Annotated in this window: 21 protein-coding genes; 13 read left to right on the top strand and 8 right to left on the bottom strand. The window is 68.7% G+C overall.

Annotated features, from left to right (window positions below):
• Nucleotides 1–34: 34 nt before the first annotated feature.
• The gene (locus ACLJOO_RS30115) at nucleotides 35–1,309 is read left to right on the top strand and encodes an amidohydrolase family protein (protein ID WP_410790845.1); all 1,275 of its coding nucleotides are present in this window, start codon (nucleotides 35–37) and stop codon (nucleotides 1,307–1,309) included.
• On the opposite strand, the gene ACLJOO_RS30110 is transcribed toward ACLJOO_RS30115, so the two are convergent.
• On the bottom strand, nucleotides 1,287–2,105 hold the full coding sequence (locus tag ACLJOO_RS30110) for a phytanoyl-CoA dioxygenase family protein (RefSeq protein WP_410790844.1): 819 nt from the start codon (nucleotides 2,103–2,105) through the stop codon (nucleotides 1,287–1,289). The two genes, ACLJOO_RS30115 and ACLJOO_RS30110, sit on opposite strands and share 23 nt — an antisense overlap.
• A gap of 70 nt (nucleotides 2,106–2,175) precedes the next feature.
• On the opposite strand from ACLJOO_RS30110, the gene ACLJOO_RS30105 reads away from it, so the two are divergent.
• Nucleotides 2,176–3,006 (top strand): helix-turn-helix domain-containing protein, encoded by an 831-nt coding sequence (locus tag ACLJOO_RS30105; RefSeq protein WP_410790843.1) that lies wholly within the window; start codon nucleotides 2,176–2,178, stop codon nucleotides 3,004–3,006.
• Here ACLJOO_RS30105 and ACLJOO_RS30100 read toward each other — a convergent pair.
• The 3 genes from ACLJOO_RS30100 to ACLJOO_RS30090 all read right to left on the bottom strand — a co-directional run bounded on the left by ACLJOO_RS30100 (nucleotide 2,984) and on the right by ACLJOO_RS30090 (nucleotide 5,296).
• On the bottom strand, nucleotides 2,984–3,376 hold the full coding sequence (locus ACLJOO_RS30100; protein WP_410790842.1) for an MAPEG family protein: 393 nt from the start codon (nucleotides 3,374–3,376) through the stop codon (nucleotides 2,984–2,986). The two genes, ACLJOO_RS30105 and ACLJOO_RS30100, sit on opposite strands and share 23 nt — an antisense overlap.
• A 76-nt stretch (nucleotides 3,377–3,452) precedes the next feature.
• Nucleotides 3,453–4,412, bottom strand: a complete 960-nt coding sequence (locus ACLJOO_RS30095; RefSeq protein ID WP_410790841.1) for a hypothetical protein — start codon at nucleotides 4,410–4,412, stop codon at nucleotides 3,453–3,455.
• Nucleotides 4,409–5,296, bottom strand: coding sequence for a glutamate-cysteine ligase family protein (locus ACLJOO_RS30090; protein ID WP_410790840.1), 888 nt, complete (start codon nucleotides 5,294–5,296; stop codon nucleotides 4,409–4,411). The genes ACLJOO_RS30095 and ACLJOO_RS30090 overlap by 4 nt, the downstream gene beginning before the upstream one ends.
• A gap of 58 nt (nucleotides 5,297–5,354) precedes the next feature.
• On the opposite strand from ACLJOO_RS30090, the gene ACLJOO_RS30085 reads away from it, so the two are divergent.
• Complete coding sequence (locus ACLJOO_RS30085) at nucleotides 5,355–5,855, top strand: MarR family transcriptional regulator (RefSeq protein WP_410790839.1); 501 nt, start codon at nucleotides 5,355–5,357, stop codon at nucleotides 5,853–5,855.
• Here ACLJOO_RS30085 and ACLJOO_RS30080 read toward each other — a convergent pair.
• Nucleotides 5,819–6,400 (bottom strand): ArsR/SmtB family transcription factor, encoded by a 582-nt coding sequence (locus tag ACLJOO_RS30080; RefSeq protein WP_410790838.1) that lies wholly within the window; start codon nucleotides 6,398–6,400, stop codon nucleotides 5,819–5,821. The genes ACLJOO_RS30085 and ACLJOO_RS30080 overlap by 37 nt on opposite strands.
• Before the next feature lie 25 nt (nucleotides 6,401–6,425).
• Between ACLJOO_RS30080 and ACLJOO_RS30075 the strand changes: the two genes are divergently transcribed.
• Nucleotides 6,426–7,028, top strand: coding sequence for a dienelactone hydrolase family protein (locus ACLJOO_RS30075; protein WP_410790837.1), 603 nt, complete (start codon nucleotides 6,426–6,428; stop codon nucleotides 7,026–7,028).
• Here ACLJOO_RS30075 and ACLJOO_RS30070 read toward each other — a convergent pair.
• Nucleotides 6,957–8,414, bottom strand: a complete 1,458-nt coding sequence (locus ACLJOO_RS30070; protein WP_410790836.1) for an MFS transporter — start codon at nucleotides 8,412–8,414, stop codon at nucleotides 6,957–6,959. The two genes, ACLJOO_RS30075 and ACLJOO_RS30070, sit on opposite strands and share 72 nt — an antisense overlap.
• Before the next feature lie 120 nt (nucleotides 8,415–8,534).
• Between ACLJOO_RS30070 and ACLJOO_RS30065 the strand changes: the two genes are divergently transcribed.
• From ACLJOO_RS30065 to ACLJOO_RS30045, 5 genes are read left to right on the top strand one after another with little or no spacing between them, the layout of a single operon-like run.
• A complete protein-coding gene (locus ACLJOO_RS30065; RefSeq protein WP_410790835.1) occupies nucleotides 8,535–9,596 on the top strand; it encodes a cytochrome P450 in 1,062 nt (353 codons plus the stop codon).
• Nucleotides 9,596–10,243 carry a TetR/AcrR family transcriptional regulator gene (locus tag ACLJOO_RS30060; protein ID WP_410790833.1) on the top strand — a complete coding sequence of 216 codons (648 nt, stop codon included), beginning with the start codon at nucleotides 9,596–9,598 and terminating at the stop codon, nucleotides 10,241–10,243. Before ACLJOO_RS30065 ends, ACLJOO_RS30060 begins: the two co-directional genes overlap by 1 nt.
• On the top strand, nucleotides 10,240–11,373 hold the full coding sequence (locus ACLJOO_RS30055) for an NAD(P)/FAD-dependent oxidoreductase (RefSeq protein WP_410790832.1): 1,134 nt from the start codon (nucleotides 10,240–10,242) through the stop codon (nucleotides 11,371–11,373). The genes ACLJOO_RS30060 and ACLJOO_RS30055 overlap by 4 nt, the downstream gene beginning before the upstream one ends.
• A gap of 23 nt (nucleotides 11,374–11,396) precedes the next feature.
• Entirely contained in the window at nucleotides 11,397–12,596 is a 1,200-nt protein-coding gene (locus tag ACLJOO_RS30050) for a cytochrome P450 (RefSeq protein ID WP_410790831.1), read from the top strand.
• A 14-nt stretch (nucleotides 12,597–12,610) separates the two neighbouring features.
• Nucleotides 12,611–12,805, top strand: coding sequence for a ferredoxin (locus tag ACLJOO_RS30045; protein ID WP_410790830.1), 195 nt, complete (start codon nucleotides 12,611–12,613; stop codon nucleotides 12,803–12,805).
• 12 nt (nucleotides 12,806–12,817) lie between these two features.
• Here the strand turns inward: ACLJOO_RS30045 and ACLJOO_RS30040 are convergent, their stop codons facing one another.
• Nucleotides 12,818–13,594: a nucleoside-diphosphate sugar epimerase gene (locus ACLJOO_RS30040; RefSeq protein WP_410790829.1), complete on the bottom strand. Its 777-nt coding sequence runs from the start codon at nucleotides 13,592–13,594 to the stop codon at nucleotides 12,818–12,820.
• Between the two features lie 53 nt (nucleotides 13,595–13,647).
• Here ACLJOO_RS30040 and ACLJOO_RS30035 point away from each other — a divergent pair, with 53 nt between their 5' ends.
• The 3 genes from ACLJOO_RS30035 to ACLJOO_RS30025 all read left to right on the top strand — a co-directional run bounded on the left by ACLJOO_RS30035 (nucleotide 13,648) and on the right by ACLJOO_RS30025 (nucleotide 17,263).
• Nucleotides 13,648–13,995, top strand: coding sequence for a VOC family protein (locus ACLJOO_RS30035; RefSeq protein WP_410790828.1), 348 nt, complete (start codon nucleotides 13,648–13,650; stop codon nucleotides 13,993–13,995).
• Entirely contained in the window at nucleotides 13,985–15,109 is a 1,125-nt protein-coding gene (locus tag ACLJOO_RS30030) for an epoxide hydrolase family protein (protein ID WP_410790827.1), read from the top strand. The genes ACLJOO_RS30035 and ACLJOO_RS30030 overlap by 11 nt, the downstream gene beginning before the upstream one ends.
• Before the next feature lie 342 nt (nucleotides 15,110–15,451).
• Nucleotides 15,452–17,263 carry a DUF222 domain-containing protein gene (locus tag ACLJOO_RS30025; protein ID WP_410790826.1) on the top strand — a complete coding sequence of 604 codons (1,812 nt, stop codon included), beginning with the start codon at nucleotides 15,452–15,454 and terminating at the stop codon, nucleotides 17,261–17,263.
• A gap of 559 nt (nucleotides 17,264–17,822) precedes the next feature.
• Here the strand turns inward: ACLJOO_RS30025 and ACLJOO_RS30020 are convergent.
• The gene (locus ACLJOO_RS30020; RefSeq protein WP_410790824.1) at nucleotides 17,823–18,410 is read right to left on the bottom strand and encodes a GNAT family N-acetyltransferase; all 588 of its coding nucleotides are present in this window, start codon (nucleotides 18,408–18,410) and stop codon (nucleotides 17,823–17,825) included.
• A gap of 56 nt (nucleotides 18,411–18,466) precedes the next feature.
• On the opposite strand from ACLJOO_RS30020, the gene ACLJOO_RS30015 reads away from it, so the two are divergent.
• Nucleotides 18,467–18,958, top strand: coding sequence for a winged helix-turn-helix transcriptional regulator (locus tag ACLJOO_RS30015; protein WP_410790823.1), 492 nt, complete (start codon nucleotides 18,467–18,469; stop codon nucleotides 18,956–18,958).
• Nucleotides 18,959–18,961 lie beyond the last annotated feature (3 nt).

Below are 18,961 nucleotides of genomic sequence, written 5' to 3'. Positions count from 1 at the left end.
CTCGGGAAGGGAACCCATTGCGAGAGGTGCCACCGTGACTTCGGACCAGGGACAGCCGACCGTCTTTCACCAGGTGCGGGTGCTGGACGTACGTCGCGGCAGTGTCGGGGACCCGGTGCAGGTGGTCGTCCGCGACGGAGTCATCGACGAGATCTCGCCGACGGCCGAAATCCCTGCCGGTGCGTACGTCGTACCCGGCGAAGGGCGGACGCTGATCCCGGGACTGATCGATGCCCACTGGCACGCGATCTTCGCCTCGGTGCCGCTGATGACCGCGTTGACGGGCGATGTCGGGTTCCTGCACATCGTCGCCGCGGCGGCGGCGCGCGACACGTTGCTGCGCGGCTTCACGACGGTCCGGGACGCCGGCGGCCCGTCGCTCGGGCTCAAGCAGGCGATCGACGACGGCCTGGTGCCGGGGCCGCGGATCTACCCGTCCGGGGCGATGATCTCGCAGACCGGTGGGCACGGTGACTTCCGGGCCCGGCACGAGGTCCCCCGTGGCCGGACCGGCTACCTGAGCCACGCCGAGCTGGTGGGTGCCGTCCGCATCGCCGACGGTGTCAGCGCGGTGTTCGAGGCCGCGCGCGAACAACTCATGCTCGGCGCCTCGCAGCTCAAAGTCATGGCGGGCGGCGGCGTCGCGTCGTCGTACGATCCGTTGGACGTCACGCAGTACACCGAGGCCGAGCTGCACGCGGCGGTCGAGGCCGCGGAGAACTGGGGAACCTACGTGATGGTGCACGCCTACACGCCGCGCGCGGTCCAGCAGGCGATCCGGGCCGGGGTCAAGTGCATCGAACACGGTCAGCTGCTCGATGACGAGACCGTCGAGCTGATGGCGGAGAACGACGTCTGGTGGTCGCTCCAGCCCTTCCTGGACGACGAGGACGCACCGCCCGTCCCGCCCGGGAGCCGGCCGAAGTTCGAGCAGATGGTGACCGGGACGGAAACGGCGTACGAGCTGGCGAAGAAGCACGACGTCCGGTTGGCCTGGGGGACCGACACCCTGTTCGATCCGGCGCTCGCGGTCAAGCAGGGCAAGCAGCTCGCCAAGATGACGCGCTGGTTCACGCCGGCCGAGGTGCTGACGATGGCGACCGTCACCAACGCCGAACTGTTGTCGCTGTCCGCTGCCCGGAATCCGTATCCGGGTGTTCTCGGAGTCGTCGAGGAAGGCGCACTCGCCGACCTCATCCTCGTGAACGGCAATCCGCTGGACGACATCCAATTGCTGGCCACCCCGGAGACCGCCTTCGCGGCGATCATGAAACAGGGCGCCCTGGTCAAGGACGTGTCGGCCCGCTGAGGATTTCGCCGGCCGGCCACAGTTGGGGCTGGATCGCCGGATCGGTGTAGTCGGGGTCGGGGTTGCGGCGGACGAGGGTGTCGTTCGGGTGGCTCGCACCGGGCCGCCAGCGGTTGTCGAGCGGCTGCAGGTGGATCGCGATCGACCGGCGGGGTGCGTTCGACAGGTTGGCCGAACTGCCGTGCACCGTCCGGCAATGGTGGAAGCTGACCTGCCCGCGCCGCATCCGCGGTACGACGGGAGTCGGGTCGAACCCCTGCGCGACGATCGACGCCTCCAGTCCGGCCGCGTCCTGCGAGAAGAAGTCCAGCCCGGTCACGGACCATCGATGACTGCCGGGCATGAACGAGACCGCCCCGTTCACCTCGTCGACGTCATGGAACCCGACCCAGGCGGTCAGCATCTCGTCCGACGTACACGATTGCCAGTACTGCCGGTCCGTGTGCCACCCGACCCGCGCTGATCCGCCCGGCGGTTTGAACAGCAACTGGTCGTGCCACAATCGGATCCCCTCCGCCCCGGACAACGCAGCCGCCGTCGCGGCGATCGCCGGATGCCGCACCAGCGCGGCCAGTTCGTCCACCCGAAGTGACGAGTAGTCGTTCTTCCGCAGTACGTCGCCGTCCGTCGGCTGCCAGCCCCGAGTCGCCGGTACGTCGGGCAACGCCCGATCGTGATCGTTCGCGTAGAACCGCTCCATCCCGCGCTCGGCCGCGTCGAGTACGTCGGAAGGCACGATCACCGGCGAGATCCAGTAACCGTGCTCGCGGTAGAAGGCAATGTCGTCAGCGTCCATGACGATCAACCTAGGAATGATCGACCCCGGATGCGTTGCCGATGTTCAGGCAACTGGACACAATCTTCAGGTGTCCCTGCACCGACCCAGCGGCCTTCGCGCCGGCTTCCACGCCGACGGCTTCGCGCCGGGCAGCGGACTGCTGCACGCAGGCGAGCAGTGGGTCCCCGAGCAGTTCCTGATCGAGCCGCACGAGCATCCGGTCTGGGAGATCTACCTGCAGCAGCACGGCACCACGCACTGGGTCGCCGGCGGCGAGAGCTACGCACTGCATCCAGGACACCTGTTCGCCATACCGCCCGGCGTCACTCACCACCTCGCGGGTCGATCCGGCAACCACCACTTCTACTTCGCTGCGGTCGACCTGCACGTAGTCGGCACGCGTCACCCGGGACTCAGGATGCCGCGGACCGTCGTACATCGGGAGGCCGGCGAGCTCGCGTACGCGTTCGCGCAGCTGGTCCGGGAGTTGACCACGCGGTACGAGTACGCCGAGACAGGACTGGCGCTCGCGGTGGACCATCTGGTGCTCGCGGTCTCCCGGTCGCTGGCGCCGGCCGCCGTACCGCAGCTCGCGATGCATCCCGCCGTACGCACGGTGAAACGCCTGCTGGACCAGGAGTTTCACGAGCACTGGACCCTGAAGGAGCTGGCGGATCGCGTCGGGCTTGCCCCGGCGTACCTGGCCGAGTTGTTCGCCGGTGAGCTCGGCCAGCCACCGCACCGCTACCTCAACGAACGCCGGATCGACCGCGCCCGCCAACTCCTCGAATCCAGCGACGTGACGATCACCGCGCTCGCGTTGAGCCTCGGCTTCAGCTCCAGCCAGCACTTCGCCCGCATGTTCCGCCAGCTCACCGGCGCCACTCCGACCGCTTTCAGATCGTCACGATCGCGGTGACGCCGAGCGCGATTCCGACCAGATAGGTGCCCATGGCACCGACATCGCGGAGCGGACCGTGCGTCGCGAGCGAGGGGGACCGCAGCATGCCGAGCGCGTGCGTGAACCGGACGACGACGGCCGCGACGGCGAGTACGTCGATCAGCCTGCTGTCGGACAGCATCGAGCAGACCAGCAGCAGCACGATCATCGTCGGGATGTACTCGGCCGCGTTGCCGTGCGCGCGGACCGCGATCAGTAACCGGTCGGTGGGATCGCTCGGCAGCTGGTTTCCGCCGCCGCGGAGCGCGCGGTTCCGGGTGACGTTGGCGCCGAGCACGAACAACAGGATGCCCAGCAGGGCAATACAGACAACGGTGATGGTGCTCATCGACGTCCTCGCTTCGCTCCGGGCGCCGATGAGACACGAGGCGCTCTGTGCTTGATGATGAACTCGCTACGCTCGTTCATACCAGTGCTCCTTCGAACAGGCTGCTGACGATGGTGTGGCTGAGATGGGTCCCGAGCAGGGCGTCGGTTTTGTGCATGCCGCCGGGACAGGTGACGTTGACCTCGATCAGCCGGCCGTCGATCACGTCGAGACCGGCGATGACCAGGCCGTGCTTGCGCAGTACCGGTCCGAGGACGCCGACGATCGCGCGATCCTGATCGTCGATCTCGGCCGGTGCGACCGGCGGCCCGATCCGGAAGTCGTCGACGGCCGGCCGCCGAAGGACCGCGCCGACGATCTCGCCGTCCAGCAGGAACAACCGCTTGTTGCCCTGCGCAACCGTCGGCAGGAACTGCTGTGCGATCACGTGCTGTCGCCCGCCGTGCGTGGCCGACTCCAGCAACGCGATCGCGCTTCGGTCGTCCCGCACGAGCCAGACGCCGATCCCCGCGAACCCGTCGACAGGCTTCACGACCGCCGTCCCGACACTCCGCACGAACGAGCGCAGCGCCTGCGGATCAGCCCCGACGTACGTCGGCGGGCACAACTCGGGGAACTGCAGCGCGACGAGCTTCTCGTGCATCGCCCGGATCCCCTCCGGCCGGTTGATTACCCGCGTACCCGCTTGTTCGACGAGATCGAGCAGGTACGTCGTGTGCAGGTACCGCGCGTCGACGGGCGGATCGATCCGCAGCTGAACCACCTCGAACGACGCGACGTCGACGACCGCCGTACCGAGCTCGTCCCACCACGTCGAGTCCACGATCCACCGATGATCGCCGCCGGCGACCCGCGGCCGCAGCCGGATCCGCCGGGCTTGCGCGCACACCCGCCCGTCGACGACCGCGAGTTCCTCCGGACCGCAACACCAGATGTCGACGCCGAGATCCTGCGTCGCACTCATCAACCCGACGCCGGCGTCGATGTCGCCCTGCAGGCCGGCCAACGGGTCGGTCACGAACAACGCTCCGCTCATGCCGCCAACTCCTCATCGAGTACGCCGGTCGCCGCCGCGCACCACAGTTGCGCGGAATCAGAACCTTCGAGCGCCCGCAGCACGTCGCGTCGGCGTACGTCGTCGTACATGAGCTGCCTGAGTACGGCGACTGCGCGCTCTACTGCGTCTGGTTCAAGAGCGTCGAGGAAGCGCACCTCGAGGTACGTCCCGCGCGGGCGGACCGGTGGGAACAAGGTGCTCACGTGCCCGATCGGCCCGTCGACGAAGACCGTGGCGGCTGCCGCGAAGGCGGCGTACGACGCGACCGGGTCCTCGCCGCGCAGCAGGCTGTCGTCGAACGCGGTACGCGACGGGTCGACCGCCAGCCAGGTCGCCAGTCGGTCGCTGCGGTTGAACCGTGCTGCGAGGAACGGCCCGGCGAGGTTGAGTACCCGCCACTGCTCGATCCCGGCCCGCCCCGGCCACCAGTCCAGACAGATCTGGGTGGACGCGGTACGGCGCATCATCCGCCGACCGGCCGGCCCGATGCGGTCGAAGTGCCGCTGCATCGCGACGTACCGCGCCGAGGTCAACTGCAACGGCACGTCCGGTCGCGGGTCGACCGGGATCGCCCGCAGCGTGACCCCGGCCAGCCGGCGCCGGAGGTCGGCAGTCAGCGAACGCAGGTCGCCGATCGGATCGAGCGATGGCGGCAGGCTCAGCTCGAGCTGGCCGCCGGGCTCGAAGCTGACGTACGGCGCCGCGAGTGACCCCTCCGCCGCCCGCCGCGCCTCCTCGATCGGCACCACGCCGCCATCGGCCGCGGCAACGACGTACTCCTGCTCGATCGCGACCCGAACCGTCCGCCGCCGCCCCCGCGCGAACAGACCGGCCACCACCGGGTGCAGCTCCCTGGCCTCCATCGGACCCCCCTGATAATGTAAGGATTCCTGTCAAGATATTGGAAGGTATCCTTACGACATGTCAAGGCCTCAGGCACCGCGGCCTGATCGCAAGCCGCTGATCGGGCTGGTCGAGCGCGCCAATCGCGCGTTGCAGGCCGACATGGTCCGCCGGGCGCACGCCGCCGGGCACACCGAAGTGAAGATGGCCCACAACTCGGTCTTCGGCTTTCTGCACCCCGACGGCGCCCGAGCCGCTGACATGGCCGCCCGGGCCGGGATCACCCGGCAGTCGATGGGCGAGGTGATCCGCGACATGGTCGCGCTCGGCCTGCTGGAGATGCGGTCCGACCCGAACGACGGCCGGGCCAAGGTGGTCGACTACTCCGAGCACGGCCGGTCGGTGGCGGGTGACGGATTCCGGTATCTGATCGAGCTGGAGCGGCGGTTCGAGGAGGAGTTCGGCGAGCAGGAGTACGCCGTCGTCCGCGATGTGCTCGAGCGCTTGGTCGGCGTACTCGACAGGTTCGCAGCCGAAGAGGATCAGACTTCGTCTTCGGCCGGTGGCAGCGTCGGGTAGTCGCCGATCGGGTAGAGGCCGACCGTGAAGCCGTACGTCGTGTCGCCGGCGCGGGGGAGCTGGTCGAACGTGTGGATCAGCGCATCCACCTGCTGCCAGAACTCCGCGGCCCGCTCCTCGGGAATGCGGGCGTGCCGGATGAACGAGCGCATCTGACCCGCGTCGTAGGCCGGCTTCGACTCCTCGGCCGCGACCTCGAAGTCGTTGAAGTCGTGCGGCAGTTGCCCGTGGTCGCCCTGCCGGCCGAGTCCGACGAAGAACATCCGTGCGGCGCGCCCGTAGAACCGCTCCTCGATCGCCCGCACCCGCCGGGTCCGGACCACCTGCAGGATGCCCGCGTCGGCGAGTACCTTCACGTGGTGCGCGACCGTGCTCTTCGGCCGCCCGACCGCGGTGGCCAGCTCCGTCACGGTCGCTGCCCGCTCGTGCAGCAGCCCGAGAATCGTCGTCCGGAGCGGATCGCTGATCGCCCGCACCTGCTCCGCGGTGGTCAGCTCCACGGTGTCCGCGAGCTCGTAATCAGGGACCGACCTGTTGATCGACATGGTTCGAATAGACTAGCATCGCCGATTGTTCGAGATATCTGGATCATTGGAGCTGATGATGGCCGAGGTCGTGCTGTACCACCACTCACAGGGGCTCACCGACGGGGTGAAGGCGTTCGCCGACGAGCTACGGCAGGCGGGCCACATCGTCCACACGCCGGACCTGTACGAAGGCAACACCTACGCGACACTGGACGAGGGCATGGACTACGCGAGGGCGACCGGCTTCGGCGTCATCGCGGAGCGCGGCGTCCAGGCTGCGCAGAGCCTGCCCGAGAGCGTGGCGTACGCCGGATTCTCGCTCGGCGTCGTGCCCGCGCAGCAGTTGGCGCAGACTCGCCCCGGTGCCGCCGGCGCGCTCTTCTACTACTCGTGCCTGCCGGTGGAGGAGTTCGGCACGTGGCCGGGCGACGTACCGGTGCAGGTGCACGGCATGGACGAGGACCCGTTCTTCACCGAGGAAGGCGGCGACCTGGACGCTGCGAAGGCCCTGGTCGCCGCCGTCGACGGTGCCGAACTGTTCCTCTATCCCGGCAAGGAGCACCTGTTCGCCGACTCATCCCTCCCGGGTTACGACGAGGCCGCCGCCAAGCTCGTCCTCGAGCGGACGCTCGCCTTCCTCGCTTGAAGCAGGAGAACGGGGGATGAAGGAGGCGATGGCCAGTGCGGTCAACGCAGCGCCGGCGCCGATCAGCAGGACGACCCGGAAGCCACTCTGCGAGGGCAGCGTGTAGCCGCCGAGGCTGATCGTCAGGTTCGCGAGGATCACGCCGGCCACCGCGCTGGACACCGAGGTGCCGATCGACCGCATCAGGGTGTTGAAGCTGTTCGCGGCCGCGGTCTCCGAGACCGGTACCGCGCTCATGATCAGCGCGGGCATCGCGCCGTACGCCAGGCCGATGCCCGCGCCGATCAGCAGCGACACCAGCACGAGCTGCCAGACCGAGCTCATCAGCACACTGCCCACGCCGTACCCGGCAGCGACCACGAGCGCGCCGAGCATCAGCGTCACCTTCGGGCCGCTGGTCTTCGAGATCTTCGCCGAGAATGGTGCTGCGACCAGCATGATCAGACCCGACGGGCCCATCACCAGACCGGACGCGAGCATCGACTGGCCGAGCCCGAAACCAGTTGCCTTGGGCATCTGCAGCAACTGCGGCAGCACCAGCGACATCGCGAACATCGCGAACCCGAACACCATCGACGCCAGGTTGGTCAGCAGCACCTGTGGGCGCGCGGTCGTGCGCAGGTCGACGAGCGGCTCGCTGGTACGGCGCTCCCACCAGCCCCAGGTGAGCAACGCCACGACCGCGAGCGCGAACAGGCCGAGCGTCCGCCCGCCGGTCCAGCCCCAGTCGGCGCCCTGAGAGATTGCCAGCAGCAACGAAATCAGCCCGATCGACAGGCCGAGCCCGCCCGGTACGTCGAACCGGCCGCCGGAGCGCACCGCCGACTCCGGTACGAAGCGCAGTACCAGCGCGAACACGATCGCGCCGAGGGTGGCCGACACCCAGAACAGCGTGTGCCAGTTGAAGTTCTCCGCGAGCAGCGCGGCCGCGGGCAGGCCGAGCGCGCCGCCGACGCCGAGCGAGGCGCTCATCTGCGCGGTCGCCGAACCGAGCTTCTCGGCCGGCAGTTCGTCGCGCATGATGCTGATGCCGAGCGGGATCACGCCGGACGCCAGGCCCTGCAGCGCGCGGCCGGCGATCATCGGCGTCAAGGAGCTGCTGAGTGCGGCGACGACCGAGCCCGCGATCAGCATGCCGATGCTGATCAGCAGCATCCGGCGCTTGCCGTACATGTCACCGAGGCGGCCCATGAGCGGGGTCGCGACCGCGGCGGCGAGCAGCGTGGCGGTGATCGCCCAGGCGGTGCCGGCGGCCGACGCGTGCAGCAGTCGCGGCAGCTCGGGGACCAGCGGGATCACCAGGGTCTGCATCAGCGCGACCGTGATACCGGCCGAGGCGAGCACCGGGACGACGGTCCCGGTGCGCACGGATGAAGCAGCGGACATCAGCAGCCTCCTGGCTGGGATAGATAGTTGGTTTCTGCAACCAAGAGCCTAAGTCAGGCAGTTGACTTAAACAAGCCGGCGAGGGAAGCTGGAAGAGAAACCACGTGGAGGTGATGGCCAGTGACCGATAGTGACGTTCGCCAGGTGCTGTCCGATGCGCGCTTCGCCCGGACGGCCGAGGGAGGGGCCCGGGTCTCGGCCGAGGGTGCCGGCGTGTTCGACGAGCGACGTCCCGGCGTACCGCAGTCCGGGGACGGGCATCAGCGCTGGCGGCGGATGATCACCAAGTGGTTCACGGCGAAGCGGATGGCGGCGCTGCGGCCCTCGATCGAAGCGATGGCGGACGAACTCGTCGACGCGATGATCGCGGGCGGGAAACCCGCGGACCTGAAGGCGAATCTCGGGTTCCCGTTGCCGGTGTGGGTGATCTGCGAGCTGCTCGGCGTACCGGCGTCGGATCGCGAGCGGTTCTCGTACTGGTCCGACACGTTCCTGAACCTGAGTCGCTATTCGGCCGCTGACATGGAGGCCGCGCAGGCCGAGTTCACGGCGTACATGACCGGCCATGTCGAGGCCAAACGTGCGGAGCCGGGCACCGATCTGCTGAGCGATCTGATCACCGGCACCGACTCGGCAGGGGAGCGGCTGAGCGACGACGCGCTCGTCTCCACCGGCATGGGCCTGCTGATCGCCGGGCACGAGACGACCACCAACATGATCGGCAAGATGATGGCGATGCTGCTCGCCGACCGCGGCCGCTGGGAGCAGTTGCTCGCGGACCCGGAGCTGGTCCGCACCGCCGTCGAGGAGGCCTTGCGGTACGACGCCAACGCCGGGTTCGGCATGATCCGGTACGTCTCCGAGGAGCTCGAGCTGTCCGACGGCGTCCTGCCCGCGGGGACGACCGCGATCTGCAGCATGGCCTCGGCGAACCGGGACGAGCGGATCTTCGCGGAACCCGCGGACATGGACCTGACCCGGAGCCCGAACGTGCACCTGGCGTTCGGGGCCGGGCCGCACTCCTGCATCGGTCAGTCGCTGGCGCGGACCGAACTGCAGGTCGTTCTCGAAGTGTCGTTGCGCCGGCTGCCGACGTTGGCGCTGGCAGTGCCGCCGGCCGAGTTGCCGCTCGTCGAGGGGCTGCTCGTCGGCGGGCTGCGGGAGGTAAGGGTGATCTGGTGATGATGATGGCGAAGGACGTACGAGCGGTCCGGGTGAACGCGACCCGCGAGCTGATCCTGACCACGGCGGAGCGGATGTTCGCCGAGCGCGGTGTGCACGAGGTGTCGAACCGGCAGATCAGCGAGGCGGCCGGTCAGGGCAACAACACCGCGGTCGGCTACCACTTCGGGACCAAGACCGATCTGGTGCGCGCGATCGTCCGCAAACACGCGGAACCGGTCGAGGCCCGGCGCCGGGAGCTGCTCGCGGAGCTCGGCGCCGAACCGGACGTGCGCGACTGGGTCACAGTCTTGGTCCGGTCGGCGACCGATCACATGGGCAGTCTCGGTACGCCGTGCTGGCTCGCGCGGTTCAGTGCGCAGTTGATGAACGACCCGGCGCTGCGGGAGATCCAGCTCCAGGAGTCGCGGAACTCGCCGTCGCTGCAGCGGGTCGTCGACGGTCTCGCCGAGCGTCTCGCGGAGCTGCCGCCGCCGGTGCGGATCGAGCGCGGCGACATGGCGCGGCACCTGATCATCCAGATGACGGCCGAGTTCGAGCTCGCGCTGGCCGAGGGCAGACCGACCGCGCGGGCGACATGGGAGGAGATGGCCGACGGCCTGATCGACGGCATCGTGGGGCTACTGACAGCACCGGTCACGTCGTGAGTGTGCTCGTGGTGGGTGCTTCCGCGGCCGGGCTGACGACCGTGGAAGCCCTGCGGCGTAAGGGTTTCCGCGAGCCGATCACGGTGCTCGGGGCCGAGTGGCATCCGCCGTACGACCGGCCGCCGTTGTCCAAGCAGTTCTTGTCCGGCGACTGGGACGAGGCGCGGACGCGGCTGCGCCCGGAGGCGATGTTGTCGGCGCTGGAGGCCGACTTCGTCCTCGGCGATCCCGCGGTCGCCCTTGACGGGCGAACGGTACGGACCGCGTCCGGACGCAGGCTGTCGGCCGACACGGTGGTGATCGCCACCGGCCTCACGCCGCGCCGCCTGCCTGGTCCGGAGCTCGAGGGCGTGCATGTACTGCGGACACTCGACGACGCGGCCGCCCTGCGTAAAGACCTCGTCGAGCCTGCTCGAGTGGTGGTAGTTGGAGAGGGCGTACTAGGAGCAGAAGTCGCCGCCACTGCCCGCAAGCTGAACCTCGCCGTCACCGTGGCAGGCCCCCAGTCAACCCTCCTGGAGGCCCAACTCGGTCCTTTGATCGGAGCATTGCTGGGCGAGCTGCACAGGTCCCAAGGTGTCGACCTTCGTCTGGGTACGGCGGTCGCCGGGCTGACGGACGTGGACGGTCACGTGAACGGCGTACTGCTGGCTGATGGCGACGTACTGCCCGCGGACGTGGTGGTCGTGGCGCTGGGCGCAGTACCGGCGACCGACTGGTTGGAGGGGAGCGGGGTCGCGCTCGACAACGGCGTCGTGTGCGATGCGTATTGTCGTGCGGCCGACGGGGTCTACGCGGCGGGCGACGTGGCGCGTTGGCAGTGCGGGGATTCCCTGCTCCGGTTGGAGAATCGGACCAACGCCACCGAGCAGGCGCTGTGCGTCGCGGCCAACATCCTGGGCGCGGAACAGCAGTACCGCCCGATCCCGTACTTCTGGACCGACCAGTTCAGCACCAAGGTCCAGGTCCACGGCCGGCCGTCCGCCGACGCGGACGTGACGATTGCCGAAGGCAACGTTACGGACCGGTTCGTGGCCCACTACCGCCGGAACGGCCGGATCGTCGGCGTCCTCGGCTGGAACGCACCGAAACCGACGCGCCTGCACCGGGAGCACCTGGTGCACGCGTAAGACCTCTCTGGGGAAGGACTTGTATGACTACTCCCGTCTATCCGATGACCCGGGCGGAAGGCTGCCCGTTCGATCCACCGCCGAAGCTGCGCGAGTTGCAGGACGAGGCGCCGCTGGTCAAGGTGCAGGTCTTCGACAAGACCGCCTGGCTGGTCACCCGGTACGCCGATCAGCGCAAGCTGCTCGCCGATCCGCGGCTCAGTGCCGACGTCACCAGCCCCGGGTACCCGAGTCAGACCGCGATGGCGCCGAGGTCCGGCGACGGCGTCGGGATCGGCTTCATCCTGATGGACGATCCCGAGCACGCCAGGCTGCGCCGGATGGTCACCGCGCCGTTCATGATCAAGCGGGTGGAGGCGATGCGTCCGCGCGTCCAGAAGATCGTCGACGGGCTGATCGACGACCTGCTGGCCGGTCCGAAGCCGGTCGATCTGATGGAGGCTTTCGCGCTGCCGGTGCCGTCGTTGGTGATCTGCGAGCTGCTCGGCGTTCCGTATGCGGACCACGACTTCTTCCAGCAGAACAGCAAGCAGCTGATCAGCCTCACCGCGACGCCCGAGGAGCGCGGTCAGGCGCACGGCAACCTGGGCGCCTACCTGTTCAACCTGGTCGGCGAGAAGCTCGAGAACCCGGGCGACGATCTGCTGTCCGGGCTGACCGAGCGGGTCAAGGCCGGTGAACTGACCCGGCAGGACGCGGCCGGGATGGGCGTCCTGCTGCTGCTCGCCGGGCACGAGACCACCGCCAACATGATTGCCCTCGGCACCCTTGCGCTGCTGGAACACCCGGCGCAGCTGGCCGTGTTGCGGGAGACAGCTGACCCGAAGGTCGTCGCGGGTGCGGTCGAGGAGTTGCTGCGGTACCTGAACATCACCCACAACGGCCGCCGCCGCGCGGTGCTCGAGGACATCGAGCTCGACGGCCATGTGATCAAGGCCGGCGAGGGCCTGATCTTCCCCAACGACATCGGCAATCGGGACCCGTCGGCGTTCCCGGACCCGGACACGCTCGATCTGCACCGCGACGCCCGGCACCACGTGGCGTTCGGCTTCGGCGTACATCAGTGCCTGGGGCAACCATTGGCGCGGATGGAGCTGCAGGTCGTCTACAGCACCCTCTACCGCCGCATCCCCACCCTGCGCCGGGCGGCCGAGCTGGACGAGATCCCGTTCAAGCACGACGGATCCGTGTACGGCGTCCACTCGCTACCCGTCACTTGGTAATCGGAGGAGCCACCATGAAGATCATCATCGACCAGGACAAATGCGTCGCGTCGGGCCAGTGCGTCACCGCGGCCGCCGACGTCTTCGACCAACGTGACGAGGACGGCATCGTCGTTCTCCTCACCGACAACCCATCGGAGGACCTCACCGCCGACGTCCACCAGGCCGCGGCGGTCTGCCCGGCCCTTGCGATCGTCGTCGAGGACTGAGTCGAGGGCTCATCAGCCGAACGCGGCGACGTTCCGGTCGGCCCAGGCGCCGAAGGTGCATGCGGGCCGGCCGGTGACGTCCTGGACGGTTGTTGTGACGAGGTCGGAGGCTGGGCGGTTCTGCGCGCTGCCGATGAGGGCCTCGACTAGCGCCGGCGGGCGACCGTCTGCGAGCAGCTGCGCTCGCGCGTCGTCGAACGGTGTCGCGTCGAACGTCAGCTCGCGTCCGAGCGCGTCGCCGAGGATCCGCACCTGATCGGTCCGGCTGAGTACGTCGGGACCGGTCAGCGTATGGGTCGTGCCGGGCTGCGAGTCACGCAGTACGGCGGCAGCGACCGCGGCGATGTCCGCGGGGTCGATCACCGCGGTGGCGGCGCTGTTCGGCCCGCGTACGACGTCACCGGCCCGGAGCTGCCCCGCCCAGCCGAGCGCGTTGGACGCGAACGTGTCCGCGCGCAGGATCGTCCACTCCAGCCCGGACGCTCGAACGGCCGTCTCCAGATCGGCGTGCAGCCGCGTGATCGGATCCGTGTCGGCCCCGAACCGGACTGCCGACGACGACAGGTAAACCACCCGCCGCGCGTGTTGGGCGATCTTGCCGAGCACCGCACTCGCGCCGTCGGAGGTGAGGAACGGCCAGATTAGGAAGACGGAGTCGGCACCCTCCAGCTCGAGCGTCTCGGGGCGGGCGAGATCGGCGCCGGACGAGCGGTCGAGAGCACGCGCCTCCGGCAGCAGCGCTTTGAGTTCGCGCCCGACGTTGCCCGTTGCGCCAGTCAAGAGGATCATCTCTTCGGCAACCTGCCCTGGCACTGTCCGTATTCCCGGCTACAGTGCTGAAGATGATCAACGGAGCGCATGTGATCATCTACACCACCGATGCCGAAGCGGACCGCGCGTTCTTCCGGGACGTGCTGGAGTACCCGTCGGTGGACGCCGGCCACGGTTGGCTGATCTTCAAGCTGCCGCCCGCCGAGGTTGCGATGCATCCGGCGGAGGCCGGGTCGCACGAGTTGTTGCTGATGTGCGACAACCTCGAGCAGACGATGGCAGACCTGTCGGCGCGCGGAGTGGAGTTCGTGCGGCCGGTCGAGCGGCAGCAATGGGGCGTGCTGACGGCGTTCCGGCTGCCGGGTGGGGGCGAGGTCGGGTTGTACGAGCCGCTGCACGAGCGGGCGCATGATCTCTGAGTTCCGGATCGCGGTGCCGGACGCGGAGCTCGCGGACCTGCGGCGTCGACTGGAGCAGGTTCGTTGGCCTCGGCAACTACCTGGGGACGGGTGGGCGCGTGGGGTGCCGGTTGAGTATTTGCGGCGCGTGGTCGAGCGGTGGGCGGCGTACGACTGGCGCGCCTGGGAGGCGCGGCTCAACGAGTATCCGCAGTACACGACCGAGATCGACGGACAGACGATTCACTTCCTGCACGTGCGATCGGCCGAGCCGGGTGCGTTGCCGTTGGTGCTGACGCACGGGTGGCCGGGGTCCGTGGCCGAGTTCCTGGAGGTGCTCGGGCCGCTGACCGATCCGGCGGCGTACGGCGGGGATCCACGCGACGCGTTCCACATCGTCGCGCCGTCCGTGCCGGGGCATGGGTTCTCGGTGCCGTTGACGTCCGGCTGGAATCACACCCGGATCGCCCGCGCGTGGGCGGAGCTGATGCGCCGCCTGGGGTACGAGCGGTACGGCGCGCAGGGCGGCGACACGGGATCGGTTGTCTCGCCTCTGGTGGGACAGGTGGATCCAACGCACGTGGTCGGCGTACACATCAATGGAGGACTGGCATATCCGGCGCTCGAACCGGGCGATCGCTCCTCTTTGAACGCGGTTGAGCGCGAGCGGCTCGCGGCGGCCGAGCGGTTGCGTGCGGTCGGGACCGGGTACGCCGAATTGCAGGGGACTCGGCCGCAGACGGTCTCGTTCGCGCTGAGCGACTCGCCGGTCGGGCAGCTGGCGTGGATCCTGGAGAAGTTCTGGGAGTGGACCGATCCGGCCCGCGAACTGCCCGAGCAAGCAGTCGACCTCGATCACCTGCTGACAGACGTCTCGATCTACTGGTTCACCAACACCAGCGCAACCTCCGCCAACCTCTACTACGAGAACCGCCACACCGCCGACAACGTGGTGCCGGGCGTGCCAACAGGCGTAGCAGTCTTCCCAACCGACCCAGCCATCCGCCGGGTCCTAGAGCGCCGCCATCACATCATCCACTGGTCGGAGTACCCCCAAGGCGGCCACTTCGCCGCCCTAGAAACCCCCAACCTCCTAGTCAACGACATCCGCACCTTCTTCCGCCTACTCCGCTAGCCGAGCCGGGGAATGAAGTGCTGCCCACGCAGCACTACGCACCTCCCACCACCCGGCTACGCGCGGCTGGCGCCGCTATGCGACAGACGTGTGCTGGCACCGACCGCCCGACCATCCCGCGTCCGCTACGCGTGCTCCTCCGTCGCCTACTACGCAGCCCGCTGCAGCGGCGCCGCCGGGGAACGCTGGCCGGGCCGTCGGACGAGCGGCGTCGGACCTCCTTGCGCCTTCCGTCGTGCCGCCGGGCGTCGTTGTTCACCTGCGCGGTATTCCCTTGTAAACAAGAGATCCTGGCCGCTTCTCGATTTGAGCGAGATGCGATCGTGATATAAACTAGAACACATGTTCGAAGAGGATCTGGAAGTACTCGACACCGCGGACCTGCTGGCCGCGGCGGCCGAGTACGACCGGATCCAGAACCGCGCCGCGGTGCGGGTGCTGGAAGCGGCGCTGGTGTTCGCTGACCGGCATGCGGTGGTGGAGGGGTATCAGCCGCTGCCGGGCTACGAACAGATCCATGTGTACGGCGGTGACGGCTGCCCCGGGGTCGCGGAGTTCGCCCCGATCGAGTTCGGTGCGGTGATGCGCATGTCGACTGGCGCGGCCGCGGCGCTGATCGGCGAGGCCCTCGCGTTGCGGCATCGGCTGCCGAGGACCTGGGCCGCAGTACTGGACGGAAACGCCGTCCCGTGGCGGGCCCGCAAGATCGCCCACGCCTGCCTGTCGTTGTCACTCGAGGCGGCCGCGATCGTCGACCGGCGGGTGGTCGGGATCGTCGACACCGTCACGCCCGGAGCCCTGGCCAAGATCGTCAAGGCTGCGGTCTGGGAAGCCGACCCCGAAGCAGCCAAAGCCCAGGCGGAAGCGGCCGCGCGGACCCGGGGTGTGTTCGTTGCCCCGTCGGACGACGACGGCACGACACGCATCTGGGTCCGCGCCGCGGCCGGGGACGTGATCCGGTTCGACGCCACCATCGACGACCTCGCCCGCGCATTGAAGACCCTCGGCGACCCCGACGACCTCGACCAGCGCCGCGCAAAGGCGATCGGCTGGATCTCCGACCCCGCAGCGGCCCACCACCTCCTCGAAGTCGCCCGCCACCTCGCCCGCACCCAGCCCACCCGTACCGAGCCGACCCACACCCAGCCAGCAGACGCCCCACTAGCAGACGCGCCACCAGCAGACGCCCCGCCCACCGACGCCGACCCGGCCCGCACCGACCGGACTCACACACAAGGCGCTCGCGTCACCCCAGACGCAGCCGCCGACCAGGACGCGTCGATAGCCGACGCCACCACGCCGTCCACGGCCGAGCGTGACGCTGAGGGTGGCGCTGACGGCGGGAACGACAGCACATACGACGACGTGTGCGCCAACACCTACGGCGACGTGTACGACGAGGTGTGCGGCAACCTGTGCGGCGACGGTGGGTGTGATGGTGCGGACGAAGGTGCGCATGAGGGTTGGGATGACGGCGCGGGCCAGGCTGTGAATGCTGGTGGTGGTGACGCGGATGCGTTCACGCGGCGGATGCTCGCGGGCGAGCTGCCGGCGCGGCTGGCGGCGATCAAGCAAGAGGCCTACCGGAACGGGCTCGGGGCTGGGAGCGGGCGGCGGAACCGGCACACCCTGTACGTGCACTTGACCGACCGGACGCTTGCTACCGGCAACGGCGTACTGCGGGTCGAAGAACTCGGACCGCTACTCGTGAGCCAGTTGAGCGAGCTGCTCGGTCATGACCAGATCAGTGTGAAGCCCGTGATCGATCTTCAGGACCAGGTCAGCGTGCACAGCTACGAGATCCCGGACCGGATCCGCGAACGAGTGAGACTCCAACACCCGGTCGACATGTTCCCGTACAGCGGGGCCGAGGCCACCGCCCGGATGGATCAAGACCACATCACGCCGTACGACCGCACCGGTCCACCCAGACCGACCGGGCAAACCACCACCGACAACCTCATACCGCTAGGCAGACTCCACCACCGCGCCAAAACCTTCGGCGGCTGGCGAAGCCGACGCCTGCCCTCCGGAGCAGTCGACTGGATCAGCCCCCACGGGTTCCGCTTCGTCGTCGACCACCTGGGCACCCACCCAATCCCAACCACCTCCCGCACAGAAGAACTCGAAGCGGCCGAAATAGCCGCACGGTAGGTCGTTCCGACGCGCCCGTCCTGTGCCGGCGGCGGGCCAACTGATTTGAGTTGCTCGAGCAGGACCAGGTCGTCGTGAAGCCGGTGATCGGATCGGATCCGCGAACGAGTCCGACTGCGGTACCCGGTCGACGTCCTCCCGTACGTCGGGCCGAGGTCGCCAACCGGATGGATCAAGTCCACACCGCGCCGTACGACCGGACCGGTCCACCCCGGCAGGCCGGGCAAACCGGCACCGACAAGCCTCATGCCACTCACTCGGATCCACTGCCGTGTCAAGACGTTCGGTGGCTGGCGGAGCCGGTGCCTTGGGCTGGATCAGGCGACTGCTTCAGCGATGCGTCAAGGTGCGCAACCGCACGCTGGAACGATATCCCGAACGGTGACGTCGGCCGCTTCGACGGCTCACGGTTCACTGTCGCGCACCAATCGGCATCGGTGGCTTTCGGCGTGCCGCCCGGGAGATTCCATCCGCCCGGCATTCTCAGCATCAATACCCGGTCCCGCTCGCGAGCCCAGCGAGCCACCGCGTTCGCGTGGGCAGACCACAATCCCTCCTGCTACAGCGCTGGCAGCGCGTCGTCCATTGGTCGGAGTTCGCGGGTGGCGGTCACTTCGCTGAGCCCGTCCTGCTCCTCGACGACAGCCGGGCGTTCTTTCGGTTGGCCCGGTAGGCGGGCTGGGGCTGTGAAGGTTAGGAGGGCGCCGTCGCGTTCTACGGTTGCGTCGGGCCAGCGGCGGCGGATCATTCGGAGGGAGCGGTCGTTGGCGGCGCTGACGACGAACAGGAAGTGGGTCGCGCCGGCGGCGATCGCGTCTGCGGCGGCGATGGAGAGCATCCGAATACCTAGGCCGCGGCGCTGGTCGTCCTCGGCGATTACGGCCGCTAGTTCGGCGGTCGACTCGCCGGGGGCCCAGGCCCACATCGCGTGGCCGACGATCGTCTCGTCGCGGGTTGCGACGAAGGCGGTTCCGGTCGGGCACAGCATACGCAGCAGCAGGGCCTGCCGCGGCGGCGTACCGATCGCGGTCTGGAACCGGAAGTAGCGGCTGAGGTCCGTCAGCCCGGACAGCATCCTCGCCAGCTCGTCCGCGTCGGGTTCGCCGGCGCGGCGGACGAGTGGCGGTCTCGTCTGAGTCTGGTTCACGGATTCAGCCTTGCTCCACTTGGCTGAGTCTGTCAAGCGGACTTATCATGCTTCACATGAGTACGGCACTGAGCGAAGAGATGCCGGAGGCGATGAACTGGTCCACGGAGAACTGCACGATCTCCCGGACGATGGACATCCTCGGCGACAAGTGGACTTTTCACGTCCTGCGCGAGGTCTTCGTCGGCGTCCGCCGGTTCGAGGACATCCGGTCCCGGGCCGGCGTCCCGCGCCAGGTCCTGACCGAGCGGCTCGCCGCGCTGATCGAGCGTGGCCTGATCCGCCGTCACCCGTATCGCCTGCCCGGTCAGCGCGAACGCTCGGAGTACCGGCTGACCCAGGCGGGGCTCGATCTCTACCCGGTGCTGGTGGCAATGATCCAGTGGGCCGACCAGTACCTGCCGCTCGACTCCGGCCCGCCGATCGAGCCGCGCCACCGCGGCGACTGCGGCGAGCGCGTCACGGTGGTCATGAAGTGCGAAGCCGGCCACGAGCCGACCCCGCGCGAAGTTGCCTTCCGCCCCGGACCGGGCGCCCAACCGCGTTAGAGC

It is taken from the genome of Kribbella sp. C-35 (genome assembly GCF_046549195.1).
Taxonomy (GTDB): domain Bacteria; phylum Actinomycetota; class Actinomycetes; order Propionibacteriales; family Kribbellaceae; genus Kribbella.
This window is presented reverse-complemented; position numbering and strand designations above follow the sequence as displayed.

Coding starts and splice junctions, on each gene's coding strand:
- ACLJOO_RS30110 (WP_410790844.1), bottom strand. CDS start 2,105: ATGGACGCTGACGACATTGCCTTCTACCGCGAGCACGGTTACTGGATC.
- ACLJOO_RS30100 (WP_410790842.1), bottom strand. CDS start 3,376: ATGAGCACCATCACCGTTGTCTGTATTGCCCTGCTGGGCATCCTGTTG.
- ACLJOO_RS30095 (WP_410790841.1), bottom strand. CDS start 4,412: ATGAGCGGAGCGTTGTTCGTGACCGACCCGTTGGCCGGCCTGCAGGGC.
- ACLJOO_RS30090 (WP_410790840.1), bottom strand. CDS start 5,296: ATGGAGGCCAGGGAGCTGCACCCGGTGGTGGCCGGTCTGTTCGCGCGG.
- ACLJOO_RS30085 (WP_410790839.1), top strand. CDS start 5,355: ATGTCAAGGCCTCAGGCACCGCGGCCTGATCGCAAGCCGCTGATCGGG.
- ACLJOO_RS30080 (WP_410790838.1), bottom strand. CDS start 6,400: ATGTCGATCAACAGGTCGGTCCCTGATTACGAGCTCGCGGACACCGTG.
- ACLJOO_RS30070 (WP_410790836.1), bottom strand. CDS start 8,414: ATGTCCGCTGCTTCATCCGTGCGCACCGGGACCGTCGTCCCGGTGCTC.
- ACLJOO_RS30060 (WP_410790833.1), top strand. CDS start 9,596: ATGATGATGGCGAAGGACGTACGAGCGGTCCGGGTGAACGCGACCCGC.
- ACLJOO_RS30050 (WP_410790831.1), top strand. CDS start 11,397: ATGACTACTCCCGTCTATCCGATGACCCGGGCGGAAGGCTGCCCGTTC.
- ACLJOO_RS30045 (WP_410790830.1), top strand. CDS start 12,611: ATGAAGATCATCATCGACCAGGACAAATGCGTCGCGTCGGGCCAGTGC.
- ACLJOO_RS30040 (WP_410790829.1), bottom strand. CDS start 13,594: ATGATCCTCTTGACTGGCGCAACGGGCAACGTCGGGCGCGAACTCAAA.
- ACLJOO_RS30035 (WP_410790828.1), top strand. CDS start 13,648: ATGATCAACGGAGCGCATGTGATCATCTACACCACCGATGCCGAAGCG.
- ACLJOO_RS30030 (WP_410790827.1), top strand. CDS start 13,985: ATGATCTCTGAGTTCCGGATCGCGGTGCCGGACGCGGAGCTCGCGGAC.
- ACLJOO_RS30025 (WP_410790826.1), top strand. CDS start 15,452: ATGTTCGAAGAGGATCTGGAAGTACTCGACACCGCGGACCTGCTGGCC.
- ACLJOO_RS30015 (WP_410790823.1), top strand. CDS start 18,467: ATGAGTACGGCACTGAGCGAAGAGATGCCGGAGGCGATGAACTGGTCC.